A 25,016-nucleotide genomic window follows, 5' to 3' on the forward strand; every position below is an offset into this window, starting at 1 on the left:
TTATCCCATACTAAATAGTGTTCTATTGTTATGGGTTAGGTACAATAGTTTGGTTGAATAGCGCTTTTTAATTCTAATAGATTTTAAAGACTGTATATGCGTCATGTTGTGAGCATCACTCCCCAAAAAGTCGTATAAATTATTCTCTAATAGTTGCAATGCAGTTTTCTTAACATCCGGGCCATAATATCCCCCAAGGGATAGTAAGTTGAGTTGAAATTTTAGTCCTTGAGACTTTAATTTCTCATAGTTTTTTAGGTTATTATTTAAATACTGGTAGCGTTCGGGATGGGCAAACACTGGGAATATTCCTTTTTTTATAATTTTATCGACAGATTGATTAAAATTGATACTTGGCTGTAAATATGACATTTCAATCAAGATATGATTTGAATTTAAAGATAAAACCCCATTATTCTCTAATAGATGTTCAAAATTATCATCGATCATGTGTTCCGCAGCATAACTTATTTCTATATTATCGATATTATTATTTTTTAACTCTTTTTTTAGAGTCTTAAAGGATTTTTTGATTGACTTAGGAGTGTTGTCATAGTAGTTATGCATGACGTGAGGTGTACATATTAATTTATTTACACCTAACTCTCTAAAACCGTTTATAAGCTCTATTGATTCTTCGACATTTTTTGCTCCATCATCTATTCCTGGCAAAATATGATTATGCATGTCTATAAAACCATTTAAATGGTCAACCAAGAATTCTTTTCTCGTAAAAATATTTAACATATTTATTTTAGTAGATAGCAAAACTAAGTAGAATTATTTTGCCTTTTATAAAGTATTTTGAAATTTGAAGACAACATTAACTAATGTTTTCCATGGATAAACTTGTAATAACAATACGACTAATGCAATTGTTATAACTTAAATGAATCAAGTACATTTGTATAACCAAGAATACTTATGTTATCGTATATTTTTTTTAAGCGAATAGGAGATTTTCTGTCTGCAAGTCTTGGCCTAATTATTTTGATTCCTATTATAGGTACAGTCACTATTGTTTCACTTTTTATATATGATGGTCAACCCTTTTTCTTTCAAAAACGTGCTGGATTCAAAGAAAAGGCATTTTGGATAGTTAAATTCAAAACTATGACCAATGCCTTAGATAAAAATGGAGAATTGCTATCTGACGCTGATAGACTTAATAAGTGGGGAAGTTTCTTAAGAAAATCTTCTTTAGATGAAATACCTCAATTATTCAATGTAGTTAAAGGAGATATGAGCATAATAGGTCCAAGACCTTTAATGATAAATTATTTACCTTATTATTCTTCAGAAGAAAAGAAAAGACATGAAGTGCTTCCTGGAATTACTGGTTTAGCTCAAATTAATGGAAGAAATACAATAGATTGGGACAATAAACTCAAATATGATTGTCAATATGTGAAAAATTTGAGTTTTATAAATGACTTAAAAATTCTTTGGAAAACCGTAATTAATGTAATTTCTTCAAAAGATGTTATTATAGATACTTACACCGTTGAGCCTGATTTTGATGAATATAGAAAAGAACAAAAAAAGAATGAGAAAGTGTAATCTTTTTCGATAAGAATTTGAGTCGAATATATTTAAAATGAGTTCTTTATATAAAACTATCTACTATTATTTTTTCGGAATAACCATTACCCTTTCTTTAAAGCGATAAAACACAGTAGTATCATTTTTTATGCTTTTATCGACATGCATACCTGCCTGAATAATATTGTCGTTCCCAATTTCAACACCTGGCGTAGTAAATGACCGAATGCCAAAAAAGTTATTGTTTCCAACTTTTGTAGACCCTGCTATAACGGTATCAGAAAAGAAGTTATTATCACCCAAAACACAATCATGACTTATAGAACAATAGGATATCATTAAATTATAATTTCCTATTGTTGCGAATTTTTCAAGCATACAAAAAGGACCAATAATATTGCCTTCCCCAATAGTTAATTCTTTTGGCTTTATAACGTTATGATGAAAAAAACTACCAATTCTAGCATTTTTACTCTTAAGCTTTTCAATCATTTTTTTTCTAAAGCTTATGTCCATAACTGCTAAAAGGACCTCTTCATCTGGTTTTGGTTCATAAGAATCAATATCGCAAAGTACAGGTGCTTTAAAACTATATCTGTCATAATGGTCTTTAACATGATCTGCGTAATCTATATAACCCAGAATATTGATTCTTTCGTTTTCTTGTGCTTTTGAGTTATTATCTTCAATAAAAAAAGTTATTTCTGCGGCACAACCTCCAGTACCTAAAATAATTACGTTTTTCATTAGGAGTTTTTTAGTGGTTCTTTTGATTGAATCTAGTTTTTTTATAAAGACGAGCTTCTATAATTAAGTGATGGTTTATAAGTGTTCAGTATACAATATGACCTACTTTTAAGTTACATTTTACTCTCAACAAGCTTTTTTAAATCTAATATGGTTTCCGAATTTTTAACATCTTCAGCCGATACTGCCGCATCATAATTTGAATAACAAAAAGCAATAATCGATAATATTGTAAGTGAGTCCCATGCATCAAAAGAAGCAAGTTCGCTATCATTTTCAACACTTTCTACCTCTAGAATTTCAGCAATGGATTCATTAAAATTTTCCATAATTTCAATTTTAAACTTGTTTAGTAATAAATACAGAAGTAGAATTCAATTTTTTTGTAATTCATTTTGCTGCAAATTTAAGAGTAAAACTCAACTTTTTTTATATTGTTGTGGTATAGTATATTCTAAAGCTTTACGATCTATTTTTCCATTTTGAGTTAATGGAAGGTTTTGCAACACATGAAATCTTCTAGGAACCATGTAGTGGGGTAGATGTTCTTGTAATCCAGACTTGCATTGCTCAATTTGGTTTTGGTTATCTTTATTTTCAAATACTATAAAAGCATGTAGTTGTTTATTTTTAAGCAATACAGCATTACCAGAAACCCCATTTTGCTTACTTAAGCATTGTTCTATTTCCCCTAAATCTATCCGATATCCATTAAGCTTAATCTGGTTGTCTTCACGCCCAAATAAATGCAGTATGCCCTCATTAGTCCAACTCCCTATATCACCAGTTTTATATAATTTAAGTTTTTCCATTGGTTTTAAATGGTCATTGGTAAAAACTTCTTTTGTTTTGTCTGAGTCGCCTATATAACCTCTTCCTACACCTACTCCTGAAACATAAACTTGCCCTTTGGTTCCAATTGGTGCCAACTGGTCGAAGGAATCAACAATATAAATATTTAAGTTTTGTATTGGAGTTCCTACTGGAACCATAGCACTTTTAGGTGCTTCATACATAAAATGGTGTGTGATGTCATCTGAAGCCTCAGTTGGCCCGTAAGCATTAACCAGTGGTATTTTTTTGAAAAAATTGAACCAGGAGTTAACCAACCCAATTTTTAAGGGTTCCCCTGTTACTAATAGATATTTTATATAATCAAAAGCTGTACTGTTAGGTTTGCTTAGCTGAAGAACTATTTTCATGTAGGACGGAACCAATTCTAATATTGTAATCTTGTCTTTTTTAACTTCATTTAAAAAACCGATAATGTCTAGAATTAAGTCATCGGAATAAATTACAGTTTTCGCTCCCACCAATAATCCTGAAATAAGCTGCCAAACAGATATGTCAAAACTTTGTGAAGAATTTTGCGCTATGATGTCCGTATTTACTAATTCTAAATCATTTACTTTAGAAAACAAGTGATTAAGCATTCCTTTATGCTCAATCATTGCTCCTTTAGGCTCTCCTGTTGATCCAGAGGTGAAAATGATATACGCAAGGTTATCTGGTTTTGCGCTACTTACAAAGTTTTTTTCTGCGGTTACATTTTCTAAAAGTTTATCTATCTTTATTAGTGACGATTTATTCCCGTCTTTTTTGATAATATCAAAAAGATTAGATTCATTATCATCATCAGTAATTACAAATTTTGCTTTTGTCTTTTGAAGAATTGTTTTTTTACGACTTTCTGGCCAATCTGGTCTTACAGGAACATAAACACCACCAGCTTTCATAATACCTAATACACAAGCCATCCAAAGGTGGTCTCTTTGCATTACGACAACAACAGCATCTTCTATACTTATATTATTTTTAATTAAATGGTTAGCTACCTTATTGGCTTGATTGTTTAAATCTGAGTAAGTCCATTCATTATCCCCAAATTTTACAGAAACGGAATTAGGATATTTTTGTACTTGTTCTTCAAAAAGGTCTATAAAAGTTTTTTCAATAGGGAAGTCAACCTTATTACTATTAAATTGATCTAATAATTTAAATTTTTCTTCATCCGATAGTATAGATTGTAGTTCATGCGCTGCATTTTCATCTTTAGACATTAAGATGAGTGTACTAATATAGTATCCAGAAATAATTTCTATTTGTTTATGAGAAAACTCAGCTGCATTATAAATTATATTAAGATTTAAAAGTGAATTTTCTGATTGATAAGAAAATGTTGTTTGAAGAGGAAATTCTCTCTCTTCTTCTAATTTTTGTTGGGCGACAGAGTTTTTGTTAGTTAACTCTTTTGTGTCGTTAAAACCGAAGGTTGTTTCAAATAACTCATTAAGTGGAGAGATCTCATTTTCTAATTCTAAAATGGAGTGATTTTTAAAAACGGAAACCTCTTTTTGCTCTTGTTCTGTTTTTTTTATGAATTCCTTCCAATTTCCAGTTCTTAATTTTACTCTATACGGAATTATATTTTGAAATTGATTATCGTTATCTGAGTTTACTTTATAACCCGTTAGAACATCTAAATTTCCAGATAATACGCTTATTACTTTACAATGTGCAGCTAATAAAATGGTATTTAGTGGTGTATTTAGACGTTTATTTAGATCCTTAAGCGCTATAAGCAACTCTTTAGATATTTTGATATTTAGTGAACCTTTTTCTTCTTGTTTTTTAATATCAGATTCATGCCACCTTGGAATTGAAGTAAAAAGTCTATTATTTAACTTTTCTTTCCAATATTTAGAATCTTTTGTTGAGTTGGTTTTTGCTTGCGGAGGTACTTTATTCATGCTCTTTGCCGTTAAGCTTTTTCAATTTGCAATATTTTAATCCTTTTAAAATCAAAATTTAGATATTGTAAAACGTGTTAATGCTTTTGTGATATATTCCAATTAACTACCCTAAAATTGTAGCCAATAAGTTAATTGTCATATAATTTTAGGGTAGCTATTTGAGCTAGTGAATTCTACTTAGCTATTATTTATTTACAGAAAAGTAGTTTAATCTAAATCAGTTCCAATACCTTGTTCAGTTGCTTTTGTATAATAATCTTGCGATATAGCCATGTCAAAAACGGCCATGCCCATAGGATTAAACATAATAATTTTGTTATCAACATCCGTTAGTTTGGATTCAAAATCATCGTAAATATTAAAAACATCTTCTTTTTGTAATCCATGCTCAAGATGCATAAGTTCAATGTCTGTATTTTCTCTACAAATTTCCTCCCAATCATCAACAATCATAACATCCACTGTTTTCATAAATTCTGGACAGTAATCCCTTAGAGAAACATTTAAATGCAATGTACCTTTTCTACCAGGCGTATTTATGTACCTGTCTTTAGAAACCGTGCACGTCATTACAATATCACAATTATCTACAATTGAGTCCCAATCATTAACAATAATTACCTTGTCTCTGTATGCTTCAGGTATATCGGTAATTTCTATTTTTCTTTTATCAAAAAGATAAACTTTATCTACTTTTTCTTTGTTTAAATTAACACTTAAGTCTAGATGTAATCTACCTATTGGCCCAAAACCAATTATACCAATATTGGATTTTTTTGTTGTTTTATCGAAATACTTTTTTAGCATTAATCCAGACACAGATGCTGTTCTTATTCCACTTATAAGTCCTGAGTTAATAATGCAATAAGGTTTTCCAGTATTTACTTCATTAAGAATAACTACTGCATTAGCTCTTTTTTCATTTTTCTTAATATTATCGGGAAAACTAGCAATCCATTTAATACCTGCACTCGCATTTTCCCCTCCAATATAAGCTGGCATTGCAATAATTCTATTGTAGGGTTTGCCATATCGCAAATATGGCTTTACAGGTTGTGAAAAATTTTCTGCTTTTAATTGTTCTACCGAACTTTCAATTACCGAAACAGTGCTCGCCCAATCTATACCAATCTTAGTTAAGTCAGTTTCATTTAAATATTTCATATTAATTTGTGGTTTGCTTTGTATTCCAATATTTTTTAATGGTAGTTATTCACATATGGGGTACCTCTATCTGGGCAAATCATCATAATTTTTACATCGCTGTTATTATACCTTTTTAAAATAGATTGAGCTCCGGCATAGACTGCTCCCGAAGATGCTCCAGCAAAAACAGCATCCTTTCGAGCCATTTTCTTACAGTTTTCAATGATATCTTTTTCCTCAAATATCATTACTTCGTCAACGCTACCATAATTGGTGATAAAGTCCGATTTTCTACTTGAACCTAATCCAGATAATTTTCTTTTTTTGGGCTTATCTTCAAATACCATTGAACCTTTTACATCAACAGCTACAACTTTAATTTTTGGAAAATATTTTTTAATTTCTCTAGAGACACCCGTAATTGTTCCTCCTGTGCTAACCGCTATTACTATATAGTCCAAAGTTTCAACTTGGTCGTAGATTTCTCTAGCCAAATGTTTATAACCTATCCAATTAAATTTATTTTTATATTGGTTGGGATGAAAAACATTTTTATGTTTTGCTTTGTAATTTTCTACAACTTCTAACCTACTTAGCAAATAACCTCCGGTAATATCCCTTTCAGTAACTTCTATTATATCATCGCACAGAAACTCTAGCACTTTCCTGTTAATTTCTGCAATATTAGGGTCAATAACGGGTATGAATTTTAAGCCGAGTACTCGTGAAAATTGAGCTAAAGAAATTCCAAAATTTCCAGAGGTAGACTCAATAATAGTATCTCCCTCTTGTAATATGTTTTCAGCGATTGCGTTGCGTAAAATGGATAGTGTAGCTCGATCTTTTGTGCTACCTGAGAAATTTGAATATTCTAACTTTGCAATTATTCCTTCACTTTCCCCAGTGAAAGCAAGTATGGGAGTGTTTCCAATTAAATGGGATATGTTGCTCAGTTTTTTGGATAAGACGTAATTTGATACTTTTAGTATTCTGGGGGAATTTATTTGCATAGCATTTATTTCATTAAAAACGTGTAAAACCGAATTTGTAATGTAAAATAAATAGGAAATTTTTAGTTGTAGAATTCTTATCGTTAAATGATTACATTAAATTGATTATTGGCATCAATCAAGAATTTGATACCACATTCAGTCCTTTAAGGCTAATCGTTTCTCTAGCTTTAACGTTGTATAACAAAGATTTATGCGATAACGATTTTTTATATAGTCACCTAATGATAGTAATTAAGAAGATTTGATATATCGAGGACCATCATTTGCCAATACAGAAATTGGCAAAGATATTACCCAGCAGGTCATCTGAAGATATTTCGCCCGTTATTTCGCCAAAATAGTGTAAGGCCTGTCTAATATCTATAGAAATAAGATCACTTGAAAGGTTGTTTTCTAGCCCCAATTGTATTTTTTTTATTTCTTGTAAAGCTTTTGAAAGAGAACTATAGTGTCTCGTATTGGTAATGATAGTTTCGCCATTTTTAAGTGCTCCAATATCAATAAGACTTTTAAGTTTACTCTTGAGCTCTTCCACTCCAGTATTTTCTTTTGCTGAAATTAGGTGTAAATCACCAATTTCTTCTTTCAGCTTTTTAGTGGTGTTTTGTTCTAAAGTATCAATTTTATTAGCTAAGGTAATTAATGGCTTTAAAGGGTATTTATTTCTTATTTGTTCGATTTCATTTTTAAAAATTGTGTTGTCCAAAGTATAGTTTTGGGCATCAAACATATAAAGTATAACATTGGATTCTTCTATTTTATCGAATGTACGCTTTATGCCCATTCCCTCAACAATATCACTAGTATCTCGTATACCCGCTGTATCTATAAAACGAAATCCAATACCGTCAATGGTTATTTCGTCTTCAATGGTATCACGAGTAGTGCCTGCTATATTTGATACCAAAGCTCTTTCTTCATTAAGAATTTTATTTAATAAGGTTGACTTGCCCACATTGGGTTCTCCAACAATAGCCACGGGAATACCATTTTTAATAACATTACCAACAGCAAAAGAATCTATCAACCTTTTTAGGACTATCTCAATTTTGGACAGAAGTTCTCTAAACTGTGAGCGATTTGCAAATTCAACATCTTCTTCTGAAAAGTCTAGTTCTAATTCAATTAATGAAGCAAAGTTTAATAGCTCTTGGCGTAATTTTTTTATTTCACTGCTAAACCCCCCTCGCATTTGTTGCATTGCAATTTGATGACTTGCTTCATTATCGCTTGCAATTAAATCAGCTACTGCTTCGGCCTGACTTAAATCTAATTTACCGTTTAAAAAAGCTCTTAGGGTAAATTCCCCTGCTTCAGCGGTTCTGCACCCATTTCTAAGAAACAATTGAATAACTTGTTGCTGAATATAGGTAGAACCATGGCAAGAAATCTCTACAACATCTTCACCTGTGTACGAATTTGGACCTTTGAATACTGATACTAACACTTCATCTAAAATCTTTTTTCCTTCTATAATTTGTCCTAAATGAATTGTATGAGTTTTCTGCTTTTTTAGGTCTTTTCCATGAATAGACTTAAAGCAAGGTGTTACTAATGCAATTGCATCTCCCCCCGAAATACGAATAACCCCAATGGCTCCTGACCCCGAAGGGGTAGCCAATGCTATTATTGTCTCTTGCTGATTCATTTGGCAAAAATACAAATAAGACCTTGCTTGTAACATTTTTAATGAAAATGCTACAAATAGATACATCATCATTAAAATCAATCAAAAATGGAATTAGTTAATCAGCAAGTTTTAAGAAAAGACAATACTCTTTTAGCAATAACACATCTCTCGCAATTATTACATTATGTAACCGGCTTTGGGGGCTTTATAGTTCCGTTAATAATCTGGTTAACATCAAAGAATAATGTTGAGGGTTTGGACGAGCATGGACGCTCCATCGTTAATTTTCAATTAAGTATGCTCTTGTATATAATTCTCTGTATTCCAGGAATATTGTTATTCGGATTAGGTATACTAGGGCTAATCGGAGTAGGCATATTAGGTTTTATTCTGCCAATTGTGAATGCAGTTAAAGCGGCCAACGGAGAATCTCCATCGAACTTTTTGACAATAAAGTTTATCTAAATAAAAAAGGCTAGAAATATTTCTAGCCTATTTTGGTATGTAAAGGTCGATTAGTTTAACTGTTCAACATTACCGGCATTACTAACATGGTAACTTTCTCCCCCTCGTCTAAACCATCCGCCGGAGTTAAAATTCCCGCTCGATTCGGCAGACTCATTTCTAAAGAAACATCATCTGAAGATAAATTGTTTAGCATTTCTACTAAGAACCTAGAATTAAAACCTATCTGCATATCATCACCTTGGTATGCACACGACAAACGTTCTTCGGCTTTGTTGCTATAATCAACATCTTCTGCAGATATATTCAGTTCAGCACCGGCAATTTTTAAACGTATTTGGTGGGTTGTTTTATTTGAGAAAATAGATACCCTACGAACGGAACTCAAGAATTGATTTCTTGAAATTGACAGTACATTAGGGTTCTCTTTAGGAATTACCGCTTCATAGTTCGGATATTTACCATCAATTAAGCGGCAAATTAATTCGGTATCGTCAAAAGTAAATTTTGCATTGCTCTCATTATATTCAATTTTTACTTCAGATTCAGAGCCGGCCAGAATTCCTTTTAACAGATTCAAAGGTTTTTTGGGCATGATAAATTCAGCAACCTCAGAGGCGGTAACATCTGAACGTTGGTATTTAACCAATTTATGGGCATCCGTTGCCACAAAAGTTAGATTTTCAGGTGAAAACTGAAAAAATACTCCACTCATAACGGGACGTAAATCGTCATTACCTGCGGCAAAAATAGTTTTGTTAATAGCTGTTGCCAATATGTCTCCTAAAAGCACCGTAGAACTCGGGTTAGAGAGTTCCACAGCTTTAGGGAATTCAGCGCCGTCGGCGTATGCCAATGCATATTTACCATGGTTTGAACTAATCTCAATGGTATTGTTATCTTCAACAATAAAAGTCAAAGGCTGCTCAGGAAACGTTTTTAAGGTGTCTAAAAGTAATCGTGCCGGTACGGCTATGGCGCCTTCAGAATCAGAATCTACGTTTAATACAGAACTCATGGTAGTTTCTAAATCCGACGCGGATACTGTTAGTTTGGTATTTTTTAAATCAAAAAGAAAATTATCTAAAATAGGTAGCGTATTGCTACTGTTAATTACCCCTCCTAATACTTGAAGTTGTTTTAGTAAATACGTACTGGATACAATAAATTTCATCAAAAGAATTTTAGTGAACGGTGTTTTAAAAATCGTAAGTTGAAGTTTCTAAATCAAAACCGATAAAGACAAAGATATTTTAAAAGTACTTGCTTAAAAAACAATTTTATCAACACTTAGGGGCTAAATCTTTTTTTCCGATAGTAGGCAAAACAAATTCCTAAAAGGCTTATTAAAATTACGGGAGCACCAATGTTTATAAGCTGCCATTTTGATTTTTGCCCCTGCACTTTTCGAGTATCTAAGAGCGGAATAGAAACTTTTTTATTGCGAATGTTTATAAGTCCGGTATCATCAAGTAGGTAATTGATACTATTTACCAAAAACTCCTTGTTGCCATATGTGTTGTTCGTCCATTTATCATAACCTAAAGGCAAGGGTTTTCCGTTTCTTAATTGATTCTTTATTAGGTCTCCATCTGCAATAACCAACATCTTATTACGTACTCCTTTTTCAAGATTACCATTCAGTTTTGTTGGTTTAATTCTATTGGTATAGGCAGAACTAAATTCCCCTTCTACTAAAACTGCTAAAGGTAAATTTCCTTTGTTAAGGTATGATTCCTTATCAGGTTGTTTGCTTAAAAGATTTAAACTTATAGGTCTGGGTGTTCCTTCCGTTTTTGATAAAGGTGACGATTGAAGCAGAATTGTTTTTTTATTACTGTTTGATAAGGTGTCGATGCTATTTGCAAATTGAAACCGAGAGGCTTCTATATTGGTGTTGATAGGATGATTATTTTTTGAAAATACCATAGGATGATATGCCCATGGTAAAGGATTATACTGCGACTCATTGGCTTCACCGGAGGCTAAAACAATTGGGGTATTGTACAGATCATTCAACAAAACCGGATTTATGCGAACACCATATTTAAAGAAGAAATCATCTAAATTCAATTGACGTCGTATCGCCAGGCTACTTCCTTTTTCGTTGAAAAGACTATCCAGTTCCATAGCTACATTATCTATAAGCCAAATGGATCTACCACCATTAACAATGAATTGATCTAGAACATATTTTTCCTCTTCGGTAAAAGCTTCCGTAGGTTTTGCAATTAATGCTAAATCAAAACCTTTGAGTTGTTCAAATACTTTTTGGGCATCGTTAGCAACGGAGTCTAATGTTATTGCTCCAATATTATAGTATTCGCGAATAGAACTTAGGTAATCGGTCAGATAAATATCTTCTAGTTCTCCATTTCCTTTTAGAACGGCCACGCGCTTTTTTTCCGTAATGGCAAGTTTGGTAAAAGCGTCAGTAAATGCATATTCTAATTGTTGTACAGAATTATTGATACGATCTTCCATTGAAGAACCTAACTTGTTTTTGAGCAATGGTACCTTTACCGTTTTATTATTATAATTTACCATTGCCCAAGGGAATACTAATTCTTGTGACACTTTGCCATTTTCCTCAATCGTAACGTTCGCGGGAGTTAAACCTATCTGTTGTAGTTCGGCTACGGTCTGTTCTCTTTGCTCACTACCTTCTAGTGGATCGACAAAATCAAACTTAATGTTGCTGTTTTTTGAGGCAAATTGCTGCAGTAATAAATTAGTTTCGGTCTTAAGCCTAGAAAACTCCGAAGGAAGGTTGCCTTCTAAGAGAATATCTATTATAACTGGCGTCTCAAATTTATTGATCCTCGTGTAAGCTTCGTCTGAAAGGGTATACCTGCTATCTTCGGTCAAATCGAACCTTTTGAAAAAATAACTGCTCAGCACATTTAGAATGACCAAAACAATTAACGCTTTAAGTATTGCTACAAGAAATTCCTTTTTCATTTAGACAAGTTTTTTAAACGAATATTGGTCAAATACAAAAAGAAAAACGTGCACCCTAAAAAATAGATGATATCGCGCGTGTCGATAATTCCTCGTGCAATACTTTCAAAATGGTTTTTCGCTCCAAAAGACTTTATGAATTCGCTTGTTTCGCCCACAGTGTACAATCCACTTAAGGCATTAAAACCATAAAAAATTAAAAATGAGATTGCAATGGCCAGAATAAAGGAAAGAATCTGATTATCGGAAAGAGACGATGCAAAAATGCCAATACTGACATACATTGCTACTAAAAAAAGCAATCCAAAATACGAACCTAATACCACCCCTAAATCATAGTTACCTTCTGTGAGACCGAGGTTTGAGATGGTGTAAACATAAATCAAGGTGGGCAGCATTGCCAGAACGCATAATACAAAAACACCCCAAAACTTTCCAAACACTACTTTGACGGTTGAAATGGGTTTAATTAACAACAGTTCTAAAGTGCCAAGCTTTTTCTCTTCTGAAAAGCTTTTCATGCTTATGGCAGGAATCAGGAATAAGAACACCCATGGTGCCAATAAAAAGAAATTGCTCAAGTCCGCAAAACCATAATCAAAAATGTTGAACGCTCCTTTAAAAACCCAAAGGAATAGCCCATTTAAAACTAGAAATAAGCCTATGATCAAATAGCCTATTGGTGAAGTGAAAAAAGATTGAATTTCCTTTTTAAAAATTGCTAGCATAGTATTAACTCAAAGTAGCTTTTTTGTTTACGCTCCATGCTTCGGGTTTGGCATCGAACAAAATCTTGGTTTTAGCCCAAACAGCTTTAAAGAACTCTGAATTTCGATAGTTTTCAAGTGCTTCTGCATTTTCCCAATAGCTATAGGTGAAAAATACATTGGGTTTTTCAGCTTCTTGGTACAGCTCTAGAAAATTACATCCTTCAAAACTTCTGATCTGTTTTTTGGTTTCTTCAAAAACTTGCTCAAAACTAGAAATATTTTCTTTCTTAAAAGTCAATTTTACGATTCTGACCAACATTTATAAAAAGTTTATGGTTATCATGGCATCATTTGTAAGCCCCAATAGGGTAGAGGCACCGCCTACAGATTTTAAATCGCTTTTGTAGATAGCGATTTCAATATAACCGGAAGAATTAAAAATAGCCAGAAGGTCACTAGGACCATTGCGCTGATTTTCAGGTAATTCATAGTTGATAAAGCTATTATAGCTTTTATGAATGGCTTTTATTTTTTGTCTTCTAGCTATTAGCTCAAAAGGCCGTCCGTTTCTATAGGCTTCAAATAAGGTCTTGGTTATATTGGTTACTACATTGCCATAGTTATCAATATAAATAACGTTGCCTAAAATAGTCTTGCCATCATTGGTTACCCTTGGTTCCAACTCTTTAATTTCCTTTAAGCCAGAGAAGGGCTTGCTTACTACGCCTAGTTTTCCGCCTCTGGCCAAATGGCAGGCCACTCTAACAAACACCTCGATCACCGGAAAAGAATTCACTTGAACATTGGGTAAGGTAATTTGTACAACTTGGTCTAGGTTTAGTTCTTTTGTGATTAATGATATGATACCATTATTGGCTCCGATAAAATAGTGTCCTTCAACCTGCACCACAATATGTCCGTTTTCGATAGACGCTTCAGAATCCATACCTATAATATGAATACTGCCTTCGGGAAAATGAGAATATGAATTTTTAAGAATATAAGCGCACTCTCTGGTGTCTAATGGTGAAATGGCATGCGAAATATCAACAATGGTAGCATCTGGTACTTCTTTTAAAATGTTTCCTTTAATGGCAGCAACAAAATGGTCTTTGTATCCAAAATCTGTTGTTAAAGTAATGATTGCCATGCAGTACTGTTAATATGTTTTTGCTCTTGAAAAGCCTTTTTTAATTATGTTTGTGAACAAGTTTAAGATGTAAAATTAAACAAAAACATTGCGCAATATTTTACAAAATTCTACAAACCCCTAAATAGTAAAATTTCTTTGAACGAACTGGTATTAGAACTCACCGAAATTAGCCCGCGAGATTTTTTTGGGCAGCAGAATGAAAATATAGAATTATTAAAAAAGTACTTTCCAAAGCTTAAGATTGTTGCTCGCGGAAGCAAAATAAAAGTGTATGGAGATGAAGAACTTTTAGAAGAGTTCGATAAGCGTTTCGATATGCTTACGGCCCATTTTGCTAAGTATAATAAATTGGATGAAAATGCCATAGAGCGAGTATTGACGAGTAATGGCGAGCAAGAGAATTCATCAAAATCTAGTGGAGAGGTTTTAGTACATGGCGTTAGCGGTCGTTTAATCAAGGCTCAAACAGCAAATCAACGCAGACTAGTAGATGCTAGTAAGAAGAATGATATGGTTTTTGCCATTGGCCCTGCAGGTACGGGTAAAACTTACACTGGTGTTGCTCTGGCAGTCAAGGCTTTAAAGGAAAAGCAGGTTAGAAAAATCATATTGACTAGGCCAGCTGTAGAAGCTGGTGAAAACCTGGGTTTTTTACCAGGAGATTTAAAAGAAAAGCTAGATCCTTATATGCAACCTTTGTATGATGCTTTGCGCGATATGATCGCGCCTGAAAAACTTGAAAAGTATATCGAAGACGGCACCATTCAAATTGCGCCAATGGCCTTTATGCGTGGCCGAACCTTAGATAATGCCTTTGTGATTCTAGATGAGGCCCAGAACACTACCCATGCCCAAATGAAGATGTTTTTGACTCGTATGGGTAAAAACGCAAAGTTTTTATTAACAGGCGATCCAGGGCAGATAGATTTACCGCGACGTGTAATTTCCGGATTAAAAGAAGCACTTTTGATTCTTAAGAATACCGAGGGTATTAGTATTATTCACCTAGATGATAAAGACGTAATTCGCCATAAACTGGTTAAAAAGGTTATTGACGCATACAAGAATATTGAGCACCAAAACTAGTTGATGATGTCAAACACAATAATGGATACCAATTTCCATTTCGCAGGTCAGAAATCTGTATATAAAGGAAAAGTAAGAGAGGTTTACACTTTAAATAACGATATTTTGGTAATGATAGCGACAGACCGTCTTTCAGCTTTCGATGTCGTCATGCCAAAAGGTATTCCTTACAAAGGGCAGATTCTAAACCAGATTGCAACTAAAATGATGCAGGCTACCGAAGATATTGTTCCCAATTGGTTAATGTCAACCCCGGATGCCAATGTTGCCGTGGGTAAGGCCTGTGAGCCTTTTAAGGTAGAAATGGTAATCCGTGGGTATATGTCCGGTCATGCCGCTAGAGAATATAAAGCGGGTAAACGAATGCTTTGTGGAGAGCCTATGCCAGAAGGTATGAAGGAGAACGATAAATTTCCAGAACCCATTATAACTCCGGCAACAAAAGCAGAAAAGGGAGATCATGACGAGGATATTTCAAAGGTGGATATTCTTAAAAAGGGGATTGTTTCCGAAGAAGACTACGCAGTTCTAGAAAGCTATACAAAAGCTTTGTTTAAAAGGGGGACCGAACTGGCCGCGCAACGAGGATTGATTTTGGTAGATACCAAATATGAATTTGGGAAAACCAAGGATGGTGAGATTGTTTTGATAGATGAAATCCATACGCCTGATTCTTCGCGCTATTTTTATGCAGAGGGCTATCAAGAAAGGCAAGATAGCGGCGAGGCTCAAAAACAACTTTCTAAAGAATTTGTGCGTCAGTGGTTAATTTCTAATGATTTTCAAGGATTGGAAGGACAAATTGTTCCTGAAATGAGCGATGAATATATCAACTCGGTCTCAGAGCGTTATATCGAGTTGTACGATAGTATTATGGGTGAGCCTTTCTTAAAGGCTGATATCACCAATATTCAAGAACGTATTAGCCAAAATATTTGTAAGTATTTAAAAGAATCATAAGCAATCAAATCGATTTTTAAAATTCAAAATAATTACGAAAGCAGTTGCCATCTAATCTTTTAAATGATCTGTAAAGACTGTCTTCACACTACCTAAGTTATTAGATATAAAATCGGCTAAAGCATATATAAACAAACAAATACCTAGCATTTCTAAAGTTTCCTCGACTGTTGTAGAGAGGGCAAATTGCCAAGACAACTGCCCTATCGTAGTAAATATTTTTCCACCGATAAGTTCCATCCCAATGGCACCTATGCAAAAAGTTATACCTGAAATAATGAAGAGCATCCTAGTCTTAGTGGGTAAACTTTTTAAAAAATTTAAATAAAGAAAGACAAAAAGTACACAGCTAATACCGTAGGGAATTACCCAAGCAAAATATAAAAATCCTGAGGTAATATTTGTGAAACTGTGTATGATAGAGATTAATGGTTCATGTATGGAGATTAATTCATCCATTGAGAGAAAGAGAAAAATAAAAGAAAGCCCTCTCCATTTTAAACGAAATTTCTTCTGGAAATCCCGTTTCATAGATATTAAATATAATATCATCGATGAAAAAAAGAGCTGCAGTCCTGAAAATACGGTGGGTACACTTCTTTCTCTATCAAAATAAAAAAAAGAGAGATATCTAGATACTGGCTTATTGTCAAAGCCATATTTCACTATTATATAGGACAAGTTAAATGCTAAGAGTCCTATAATTATGGATAATAATATTCTTCGAATTTTAATTGGTGATATTGTGAGGTTCATTTTTTTGTATTGATAATGATAAACTATTCGTGAATTTTAATTTTAGTTGGTAGATTGGTAGAATTGAATCCGATTCTAGGATAATCGTACCAATACCCTATATAAACAACAAATGACATTTCAAATGATTACTTTTCTGTTGTAAAGCTAAAATATGCGCTACCCTAACATTAAATTAATATTAATAAACATATTATGACTGAATCTGTGCGTCTATATTTGTGTTTTTGTCGATTTTGCTTAAAGTCCCTTTGATTCGTTATCTTTCCATATCAATCTAACCAAATGGAATCCTCCCAACGTAAAAAATACTGGCGCGAGAATTTAAAGTATCTCGCTATTCTACTCCTCATATGGTTTATAGTTTCTTATGGATTTGGAATTTTACTAGTTGACGAGTTAAATACTATTCGCCTTGGCGGCTTTAAACTTGGGTTTTGGTTTGCACAACAAGGGTCAATTTATGTTTTTGTAGTACTCATCTTTGTTTATGTACAATTGATGAATAAGTTGGATAAAAAATATGAGGTAGACGAATAGCAGATGGGGATACAAACTTGGACATTTATTATTGTAGGACTCACTTTTGCATTATATATTGGTATTGCGATATGGTCTAGAGCCAGTTCTACTAAAGAATTTTATGTGGCTGGCGGTGGAGTTTCCCCACTGGCAAACGGTTTGGCAACTGCTGCGGATTGGATGTCCGCAGCATCGTTTTTAGGAATGGCAGGTATAATCGCCTTCTCAGGTTACGATGGCTCGGTGTATTTAATGGGTTGGACAGGAGGTTACGTACTGTTAGCACTACTCTTAGCGCCATACTTAAGAAAATTTGGAAAGTTTACGGTTCCAGATTTTATTGGAGACCGCTATTATTCCAACGTGGCACGTACTGTTGCCGTAGTGGCGGCTTTATTTGTTTCATTTACCTATGTAGCAGGGCAAATGCGCGGTGTAGGGGTAGTTTTTTCTAGGTTTTTAGATGTTGAGGTAAATACTGGTGTTTATATCGGCATGGCGGTAGTTTTATTCTATGCTTTTTTAGGTGGCATGAAAGGCATCACCTATACCCAAGTAGCACAATATTGCGTGCTCATATTCGCCTTTATGGTGCCTGCTATTTTTATCTCGCTTATGGCTACAGGAAATCCGGTTCCACAATTAGGAATGGGTTCTTCAGGTACCGATGGTGTATACCTTTTGGATAAGCTAGACGGATTAATGACCGACCTTGGCTTTACCGCTTATACCGACGGTACAAAGTCCACCACAGATATTTTCTTTATTACAGCTGCTTTAATGTTGGGAACAGCAGGGTTACCACACGTAATTATTCGGTTTTTTACGGTTCCTAAAGTGAAGGATGCCCGTAAATCTGCAGGTTACGCTTTATTATTTATAGCAATTTTATATACCACGGCACCGGCCATTGCAGTTTTTGCACGTACTAATCTCATGGAAACGGTCCAAGATACACCGTATAAAGAGATTCCAGATTGGTTTACAAAGTGGGAAGACACAGGGCTAATTGCTTGGACCGATAAGAATGGAGATGGTAAAATTCAGTATTTGCCCGGTTCAGCGGTTGAAGGAAAAAAACCGATGTTTTCTGAAGCTCGGGGAGCAGTAGGGCAGCGATTAATTACCAACTCAAGTGCAACTAGAAACGAATTGTACGTAGACCGTGATATTACCGTATTGGCCAACCCTGAAATAGCAGGGCTGCCCAACTGGATTATCGCTTTAGTTGCGGCAGGTGGTTTAGCAGCGGCTTTGTCTACTGCGGCGGGCTTACTTTTGGTAATTTCCACTTCTATTTCGCATGATTTGATTAAAAAACAATTTGCACCTAATATTTCTGATAAAAAGGAATTACTGATTGCAAGAGTTTCTTCGTTGTTTGCTGTTGTAGTTGCTGGTTATTTCGGTATTAATCCACCAGGATTTGTGGCCTCTGTGGTTGCATTAGCCTTTGGTTTGGCAGCATCCTCTTTCTTCCCGGCAATTGTGATGGGTATTTTTAGCAAAAGAATGAATAGGGAAGGAGCCATAACAGGTATGGTAGCTGGCTTGGCTATTACTAGTTACTATATCGCACGTTTTAAGTTAGGTTGGATTGGCAATCCAGAGACTAGCACTGCTAATGATTGGTGGTTTGGTATCTCGCCAGAAGGTTTTGGGACTGTTGGGATGTTGGTCAACTTTGTTATTGCAATGGTTATTTCACGCTTTACTGCTCCACCACCAGAAGAGGTGCAAGAAATTGTAGAAATTATTAGAATACCAAGTGGGGCTGGAGATGCCGTTGAGCATTAAAAAATACTTGAAAGTTTATCCCAGTTAGAAAGAACCGAAACCAAAAGAATTCCAATTGAGATTAGTATAGCTAATATTTTCAACCATTTTTCAAGTTTATTATTTGGAGTTTTTCTATCAGAGTTTTTAGTATTAAAATTATTATTGCCTTCGATTATATTTATGTTTTTACTGTTTTTGACATTTATTTTCTTTTTGGGCATATCGTATAACTTTTGGAAGTCTTTGAACTCTTTAAAATTTCTAATATCGTTTTCTAATGTTTGAAACCATTCATATAGATTGGTTGTTCTTTTTGAATTCAATTTTTGTTTCTTCGGGTAACTTTTAATTCTCTCTTTTAGTGAACAGATTAACTCTTTGGTAAATAAAAACCTTCTTGCAAAAAACAATTCCATATTAAGACGTAGTTCTATTTCCTTTAGCTTAAAATCAAAAGAATTAAATTTAGCTGGAATTATAAAGTCTTCTAGCTGGAGATTTGTTTTTGACAGAAACCTTATCAAGTCCACTCGGTTTTGAAATAAATGTGGATTTTTTAATAGAATATGCTCTTCAATTGTCTTTTTTGTCAATGTTATATTTGTTTCCTCCTTATCGTTTACTAAAGAATTCCAGATAAGTTCTGTCCATTGGTTAATCAAAATACTTGTAACTAAAGTTATTTCGGAGTCTGAATAATCTATAATATTCAAATAATAATTACCCATTTTGAGCTTTTTGAAAAGCTCATTTTGAGACATAGATGTTTCTGATTTCTTAATTAATAGTGATTTATAAAAATTTGGTTTTGGCTCAGCCCAAATAGGCGTTAAAACTATCCCAGTGGCTTTAATTCTATTTTTCAAACCATTCTCATCGATAGTTATTTCCATATCTGCATAATTTGCTTCTAGTCTATAAGTAGCTTCTTTAGAGATATTGATAAGTTTTTCCAAATAAACAATTTTAAAATTTCCATCTAAGATACTTTCTAATTATCTATTTTTAGGAGGTTAATTTATTAGTACTAGATGAGCAACTACCATATCAAACATTTAGAAGAATATTTTCAGGTGTATCGTAAATCGGTTCGTAATCCAGAAGCTTTTTGGGAAGAAATTGCCGAGGAGCATTTTATGTGGCGCAAAAAATGGAATTCGGTTTTGGAATATGATTTTACAAAACCAGAGATTAAGTGGTTTGATGGTGCGCAGCTAAATATTACAGAAAACTGTATCGATAGGCATTTACATATTAGAGGAGATAAAACGGCTATTCTTTTTGAGCCAAATAGTCCAGATGAGGAAGCGCAACATATTACCTACAGAGAACTACATGCTAAAGTATGTCAGTTCGCGAATGTTTTAAAGTCGCAAGGCATCAAAAAAGGGGATAGAGTAGTGATTTACTTACCTATGATTCCAGAATTGGCAATTTCTATTTTAGCCTGTGCAAGAATTGGAGCAGTACACTCGGTAGTATTTGCAGGTTTTTCTGCTATAGCTTTAAGTACACGAATTAATGATTGCGATGCTAAAATGGTAATTACTTCCGACGGTAGTTATCGTGGTGCAAAAACCATCGATTTAAAAGGTATTGTTGATGATGCTTTAGAAGATAGCCCAGGTGTAGCAACTGTTTTGGTGGCTAAACGTATCAATTCAGATATTCAGATGAAGGAAGGACGTGATAAATGGTTATTACCACTTTTGGATGCTGAATCTACAGAATGCGAGCCAGAAATAATGGACGCAGAAGACCCTTTGTTTATTTTATATACTTCAGGATCAACAGGGCGTCCAAAAGGAATGTTACATACTACAGGTGGCTATATGGTGTATACCGCTTATACCTTTAAAAATGTGTTTCAGTACAAAGAAGACGATGTGTATTGGTGTACTGCCGATATTGGTTGGATTACGGGACATTCTTATATTGTTTACGGTCCGTTGGCTAATGGTGCTACGACGGTGATGTTTGAAGGGGTTCCTTCGTATCCAGATTTTGGGCGTTTTTGGGAAGTAGTTCAAAAGCACAAAGTGACACAATTTTATACTGCACCAACTGCAATTAGAGCTTTGGCAAAAGAAAACCTAGATTTTGTTACCAAGTATGACCTTTCTAGTCTTAAAGTCTTAGGAACTGTGGGAGAACCAATTAATGAAGAAGCCTGGCATTGGTATAACGACCATGTAGGTGATAAAAAATGCCCCATTGTAGATACGTGGTGGCAAACAGAAACAGGTGGAATTCTAATTTCGCCGATACCGTTTGCAACCCCAACAAAACCGACCTATGCCACCCTGCCTATGCCAGGAATTCAACCTGCATTAATGGATGAAAATGGCAAAGAAATTTTTGGCAATCAGGTAGACGGGCGCTTATGTATTAAGTTCCCCTGGCCTTCAATTGCTCGAACCATTTGGGGAGACCATAAACGCTATAAGGATACTTATTTCTCTGCTTTTCAAGACATGTATTTTACAGGTGATGGCGCCCTACGTGATGAGGTTGGCTATTACCGCATTACAGGTAGGGTAGATGATGTAATTATTGTTTCGGGGCATAATTTAGGTACTGCACCAATTGAAGATGCTATTAATGAACACCCAGCGGTGGCAGAATCTGCAATTGTTGGTTTTCCTCATGATATTAAGGGGAATGCTCTTTATGGTTATGTAATTTTAAAAGAAACTGGTGAGTCTCGTGACCGTGAAAATTTGAAAAAAGAAATCAATCAGGTAATTACGGAGCATATAGGGCCTATTGCCAAGTTAGATAAGATTCAGTTTGTACCAGGGCTTCCAAAAACCCGAAGTGGTAAAATTATGCGGCGCATACTTAGAAAAATAGCATCAAATGATATGGGTAATTTAGGGGATACTTCTACCTTGCTAAATCCTGAAGTGGTAGAGAACATTATCCAAGAGCGTTTATAAACTCAATAACGCCCAATACAAATTTATGCAAGACCCAAATGTGTTCTATAAAGAACAACTTTACAATCTTAAGTCACTGATAAAGAGCGATAAGAAAAGATTGAACTTATTGAGCCTATTAAGGTTGTCCGTTTTTATAGGTTCTGCTTTTCTTATTTATTTCTTTTCTGATTCCCCAAGAATAGCTGCTGTAATTGCGATTATCGGTATAGGAATTTTTATTAAGCTGCTCAAAATTTATGCTTCTCGAAAAACAAGTTATGACTTGAATAAAGCGCTTAAAACCCTTAATAAAGAAGAGCTTCAAATTGCGAAAGGCGATTATTTGAATCGGGAGGATGGTTCTGCATTTTTAGATGCAAACCACTTTTTCAGTGCGGATATCGATCTTTTTGGTAAAGGCTCGTTTTTTCAATATACAAATCGAACAGGCTTAAAAGAGGGCAGACGGTTTTTGGCCGATTTATTGGATTCGAATAAAATCATTGGCATAGAAGAGCGGCAAGAAGCCATAAAAGAGCTAGCTCAAATACCTAAATGGCGACAAAAATATACGGCATTGGCCCGCATGTTGAATTCTGATACTTCAAATGATACGATTACCTCTTGGTTGAAGAATTATCAGTCGTTTATACCCGCTCATTTTAAATGGTTGCCTGCAATTTTTACGGTTATTTCCTTTGCGTTTTTTATAGCATCGTTTTTTAACCTAATCGGATTTCAGCCTATTTTAATTTGGCTTCTTCTTGGGCTGGTAGTGACAGGCTTTTTTGTGAAAAGGGTAAATAAGTTGAGCGCTATTACCAATAGGATAAAAGAAACCATTCAACAATACGCACTATTATTAAGAGAGATTGAGGATTATGATTTTAAAACAATACTCCTTAATTCTGAAAAGGAAAAAATCAAATCGAACCAGCAAAAGGCATCTCAAGTTTTTAAAGATTTTTCGAAACACCTAGATGCCTTAGATAATAGAAATAATGTCTTCGTAGCCTTTTTGGGGAATGGCTTCTTTCTATGGGATATCTATTATTCAATGAAAATTGAAAAATGGATAGTTGCCCATAAAGATTTGGTAAGCCAATGGTTCGAAACCGTAGGGTTTTTTGATGGCTTCAACAGTTTGGCGGGTTTTGCATATAACCATCCAGAATTTACATATCCTCAGCTTTCGAATACAACAGATATGAGGATAGATGCCAAATCCTTAGGACACCCGCTTATTGCTTCGAATGATAGGGTCTGTAGTGATTTGCAGTTAAAAAATAAGGAGTTTTTTATTGTAACCGGAGCCAATATGGCTGGTAAAAGCACTTTTTTGAGAACAGTGTCCTCCTATATCGTAATGGCCAACGTTGGTCTGCCGGTATGCGCTGAAGAAAGTGTTTATAGACCGATAAAATTAATCACTAGTATGCGCACCAGCGACTCTCTCACAAAGAATAGTTCTTACTTTTTTGCGGAACTAACGCGTTTACAGTTTATTATTAAAAATTTGGAAAAAGGAACTTATTTGGTCATACTTGATGAAATTTTAAAGGGTACCAATAGTGTAGATAAGGCAGCCGGCTCTAAAAAGCTCATAGAGAAATTGGTAGCTATGGATGTTTCGGGTATTATCGCTACCCATGATTTAAGTCTATGTGAAATTAGCACCGATTTGCCCGAGGTTAAAAATTATTATTTTGAAACCGAAATCAGAAATGATGAACTCTATTTTGATTATACCTTTAAAGAAGGTATCTGTAAAAACATGAACGCTTCATTTTTACTTAAAAAGATGGATATCACCTGAGACTCTTTTTTTTGGGTTTAAAATCTTTGGTTCTTAAAGCTTTACCAGTCCGCCCGTTTTGAAGGATTTGTAAATGGCATCTTGTACGGCCATGTTTTTTAGATAGTCTGTAATATCGGTTTCAAAGTCTTCATTACTCTTTAGGCTTTGAACAAAATGTAGTTGGGTATGGTAGACGCAGTCCCCGGCAAAATTCTTTTTGTAAAAGGTGTAGTTGTGCTGTTTTTCTTTTTTCCCTAATAATTGAACGGTTATTTTTCCCTCACCATTGAGACGAAGACTACCCTTGTCACCCTCAATTAGCACAGCGCCAAAGGTCAATCTGGGGTCGTCAACGGTATTTTCATTGTAACGGTTTGCATCTATGAACCCTAAAGCGCCATTTTCGAAATTAATATGTACCCATGCAAAGTCTTCTCCTTTTATGTTTTGGTTCAATGTTTTTAGTTTGGCATAAACACTGTCTACCTCTCCAATTAAATACCTAAAGACATCAATAAAATGGATGCCCGTCTCATAGATCAGTAATTTTTCCATTTCCCGAAAATAGGGCTGTCTGTTCATATAAGCATCAGATTGCCAACCATCCCCCATACGCATGCGAAGATTAATAGCATGTGGTTTTCCAATGGTATTGGCGTTGAGCAGTTTTTTAATTTCTCTATGCCAAGGTTGAAATCTGAAGTTTTCGTGTACCATCATTCTTACCTTATTAGACTCTAAGAGCGCCGCAATTTTATGCGCTTCGGTTAAGGTAGGCGCCAAGGGCTTTTGGCAAATAATATGTACATTATTTTTTATGGCCAGCTCACATAATTCATAGTGGGTGTCTGGAGGGCTGATTATATCAATGAAATCTGGCTTATCCTTTTCAAAAACTTCTTCAATGCTATTATAGACCCTGTCAATTTTAAACTTTTCAGCAGCTGTTTCAGCTTTGGCTTTAAATCTATCGTATAATCCAATAATATGAACATCATTTATACGGTTCCATGCCTCAAAATGGAATTGACTAAAATAGCCTGCCCCCAAACACACCCCTTTTAGTTTTTTCAT

At 34.4% G+C, this 25,016-nt stretch carries 23 protein-coding genes; 8 read left to right on the forward strand and 15 right to left on the reverse strand.

Annotated elements, in window-relative coordinates:
• On the reverse strand, positions 1-747 hold the full coding sequence (locus ACFSQJ_RS09060) for a tyrosine-protein phosphatase (protein WP_377766637.1): 747 nt from the start codon (positions 745-747) through the stop codon (positions 1-3).
• A 177-nt stretch (positions 748-924) separates the two neighbouring features.
• On the opposite strand from ACFSQJ_RS09060, the gene ACFSQJ_RS09065 reads away from it, so the two are divergent.
• Complete coding sequence (locus ACFSQJ_RS09065; RefSeq protein WP_377766638.1) at positions 925-1,560, forward strand: sugar transferase; 636 nt, start codon at positions 925-927, stop codon at positions 1,558-1,560.
• Positions 1,561-1,626: 66 nt separating this feature from the next.
• Here ACFSQJ_RS09065 and ACFSQJ_RS09070 read toward each other — a convergent pair whose 3' ends face one another.
• The 6 genes from ACFSQJ_RS09070 to mnmE all read right to left on the reverse strand — a co-directional run bounded on the left by ACFSQJ_RS09070 (position 1,627) and on the right by mnmE (position 8,849).
• Positions 1,627-2,289, reverse strand: a complete 663-nt coding sequence (locus ACFSQJ_RS09070; protein ID WP_377766639.1) for a hypothetical protein — start codon at positions 2,287-2,289, stop codon at positions 1,627-1,629.
• A 113-nt stretch (positions 2,290-2,402) separates the two neighbouring features.
• The gene (locus tag ACFSQJ_RS09075) at positions 2,403-2,618 is read right to left on the reverse strand and encodes an acyl carrier protein (RefSeq protein ID WP_377766640.1); all 216 of its coding nucleotides are present in this window, start codon (positions 2,616-2,618) and stop codon (positions 2,403-2,405) included.
• A 90-nt stretch (positions 2,619-2,708) separates the two neighbouring features.
• On the reverse strand, positions 2,709-5,039 hold the full coding sequence (locus tag ACFSQJ_RS09080; protein WP_377766641.1) for a non-ribosomal peptide synthetase: 2,331 nt from the start codon (positions 5,037-5,039) through the stop codon (positions 2,709-2,711).
• Between the two features lie 210 nt (positions 5,040-5,249).
• Positions 5,250-6,206 carry a 2,3-diaminopropionate biosynthesis protein SbnB gene (locus tag ACFSQJ_RS09085; protein ID WP_377766642.1) on the reverse strand — a complete coding sequence of 319 codons (957 nt, stop codon included), beginning with the start codon at positions 6,204-6,206 and terminating at the stop codon, positions 5,250-5,252.
• Positions 6,207-6,241: 35 nt separating this feature from the next.
• The gene (locus ACFSQJ_RS09090) at positions 6,242-7,198 is read right to left on the reverse strand and encodes a pyridoxal-phosphate dependent enzyme (protein ID WP_377766643.1); all 957 of its coding nucleotides are present in this window, start codon (positions 7,196-7,198) and stop codon (positions 6,242-6,244) included.
• A gap of 262 nt (positions 7,199-7,460) precedes the next feature.
• On the reverse strand, positions 7,461-8,849 hold the full coding sequence (gene mnmE, locus ACFSQJ_RS09095) for a tRNA uridine-5-carboxymethylaminomethyl(34) synthesis GTPase MnmE (protein ID WP_377766644.1): 1,389 nt from the start codon (positions 8,847-8,849) through the stop codon (positions 7,461-7,463).
• An 87-nt stretch (positions 8,850-8,936) separates the two neighbouring features.
• On the opposite strand from mnmE, the gene ACFSQJ_RS09100 reads away from it, so the two are divergent.
• Complete coding sequence (locus ACFSQJ_RS09100) at positions 8,937-9,296, forward strand: DUF4870 domain-containing protein (protein WP_377766645.1); 360 nt, start codon at positions 8,937-8,939, stop codon at positions 9,294-9,296.
• A 55-nt stretch (positions 9,297-9,351) separates the two neighbouring features.
• Here the strand turns inward: ACFSQJ_RS09100 and dnaN are convergent, their stop codons facing one another.
• The 5 genes from dnaN to ACFSQJ_RS09125 form a co-directional block, all read right to left on the reverse strand.
• Positions 9,352-10,470 carry a DNA polymerase III subunit beta gene (gene dnaN / locus ACFSQJ_RS09105; RefSeq protein ID WP_377766646.1) on the reverse strand — a complete coding sequence of 373 codons (1,119 nt, stop codon included), beginning with the start codon at positions 10,468-10,470 and terminating at the stop codon, positions 9,352-9,354.
• A gap of 116 nt (positions 10,471-10,586) precedes the next feature.
• Positions 10,587-12,257, reverse strand: a complete 1,671-nt coding sequence (gene gldG / locus ACFSQJ_RS09110) for a gliding motility-associated ABC transporter substrate-binding protein GldG (RefSeq protein WP_377766647.1) — start codon at positions 12,255-12,257, stop codon at positions 10,587-10,589.
• A complete protein-coding gene (gene gldF / locus ACFSQJ_RS09115) occupies positions 12,254-12,985 on the reverse strand; it encodes a gliding motility-associated ABC transporter permease subunit GldF (protein WP_377766648.1) in 732 nt (243 codons plus the stop codon). The genes gldG and gldF overlap by 4 nt, the downstream gene beginning before the upstream one ends.
• Before the next feature lie 4 nt (positions 12,986-12,989).
• Positions 12,990-13,286, reverse strand: a complete 297-nt coding sequence (locus ACFSQJ_RS09120; RefSeq protein WP_377766649.1) for a putative quinol monooxygenase — start codon at positions 13,284-13,286, stop codon at positions 12,990-12,992.
• Positions 13,287-14,117 (reverse strand): SAM hydrolase/SAM-dependent halogenase family protein, encoded by an 831-nt coding sequence (locus ACFSQJ_RS09125; RefSeq protein WP_377766650.1) that lies wholly within the window; start codon positions 14,115-14,117, stop codon positions 13,287-13,289.
• Between the two features lie 138 nt (positions 14,118-14,255).
• Between ACFSQJ_RS09125 and ACFSQJ_RS09130 the strand changes: the two genes are divergently transcribed.
• A complete protein-coding gene (locus ACFSQJ_RS09130) occupies positions 14,256-15,206 on the forward strand; it encodes a PhoH family protein (protein WP_377766651.1) in 951 nt (316 codons plus the stop codon).
• 6 nt (positions 15,207-15,212) lie between these two features.
• Positions 15,213-16,166: a phosphoribosylaminoimidazolesuccinocarboxamide synthase gene (locus ACFSQJ_RS09135; RefSeq protein WP_377766652.1), complete on the forward strand. Its 954-nt coding sequence runs from the start codon at positions 15,213-15,215 to the stop codon at positions 16,164-16,166.
• 51 nt (positions 16,167-16,217) lie between these two features.
• Here the strand turns inward: ACFSQJ_RS09135 and ACFSQJ_RS09140 are convergent, their stop codons facing one another.
• A complete protein-coding gene (locus ACFSQJ_RS09140; RefSeq protein ID WP_377766653.1) occupies positions 16,218-16,697 on the reverse strand; it encodes a hypothetical protein in 480 nt (159 codons plus the stop codon).
• Positions 16,698-17,207: 510 nt separating this feature from the next.
• Between ACFSQJ_RS09140 and ACFSQJ_RS09145 the strand changes: the two genes are divergently transcribed.
• Positions 17,208-17,462, forward strand: a complete 255-nt coding sequence (locus ACFSQJ_RS09145) for a DUF4212 domain-containing protein (protein WP_377766654.1) — start codon at positions 17,208-17,210, stop codon at positions 17,460-17,462.
• Positions 17,463-17,465: 3 nt separating this feature from the next.
• On the forward strand, positions 17,466-19,241 hold the full coding sequence (locus tag ACFSQJ_RS09150) for a sodium:solute symporter family protein (RefSeq protein ID WP_377766655.1): 1,776 nt from the start codon (positions 17,466-17,468) through the stop codon (positions 19,239-19,241).
• On the opposite strand, the gene ACFSQJ_RS09155 is transcribed toward ACFSQJ_RS09150, so the two are convergent.
• The gene (locus tag ACFSQJ_RS09155; RefSeq protein ID WP_377766656.1) at positions 19,238-20,179 is read right to left on the reverse strand and encodes a hypothetical protein; all 942 of its coding nucleotides are present in this window, start codon (positions 20,177-20,179) and stop codon (positions 19,238-19,240) included. The two genes, ACFSQJ_RS09150 and ACFSQJ_RS09155, sit on opposite strands and share 4 nt — an antisense overlap.
• 75 nt (positions 20,180-20,254) lie before the next feature.
• On the opposite strand from ACFSQJ_RS09155, the gene acs reads away from it, so the two are divergent.
• Positions 20,255-22,162, forward strand: coding sequence for an acetate--CoA ligase (acs, locus tag ACFSQJ_RS09160; RefSeq protein ID WP_377766657.1), 1,908 nt, complete (start codon positions 20,255-20,257; stop codon positions 22,160-22,162).
• A gap of 25 nt (positions 22,163-22,187) precedes the next feature.
• On the forward strand, positions 22,188-23,960 hold the full coding sequence (locus tag ACFSQJ_RS09165; RefSeq protein ID WP_377766658.1) for a MutS-related protein: 1,773 nt from the start codon (positions 22,188-22,190) through the stop codon (positions 23,958-23,960).
• A 33-nt stretch (positions 23,961-23,993) separates the two neighbouring features.
• On the opposite strand, the gene ACFSQJ_RS09170 is transcribed toward ACFSQJ_RS09165, so the two are convergent.
• Positions 23,994-25,016: a Gfo/Idh/MocA family protein gene (locus ACFSQJ_RS09170; RefSeq protein WP_377766659.1), complete on the reverse strand. Its 1,023-nt coding sequence runs from the start codon at positions 25,014-25,016 to the stop codon at positions 23,994-23,996.

Origin of the sequence: Croceitalea marina, assembly GCF_042684265.1 — a bacterium.
GTDB classification, from domain to species: domain Bacteria; phylum Bacteroidota; class Bacteroidia; order Flavobacteriales; family Flavobacteriaceae; genus Croceitalea; species Croceitalea marina.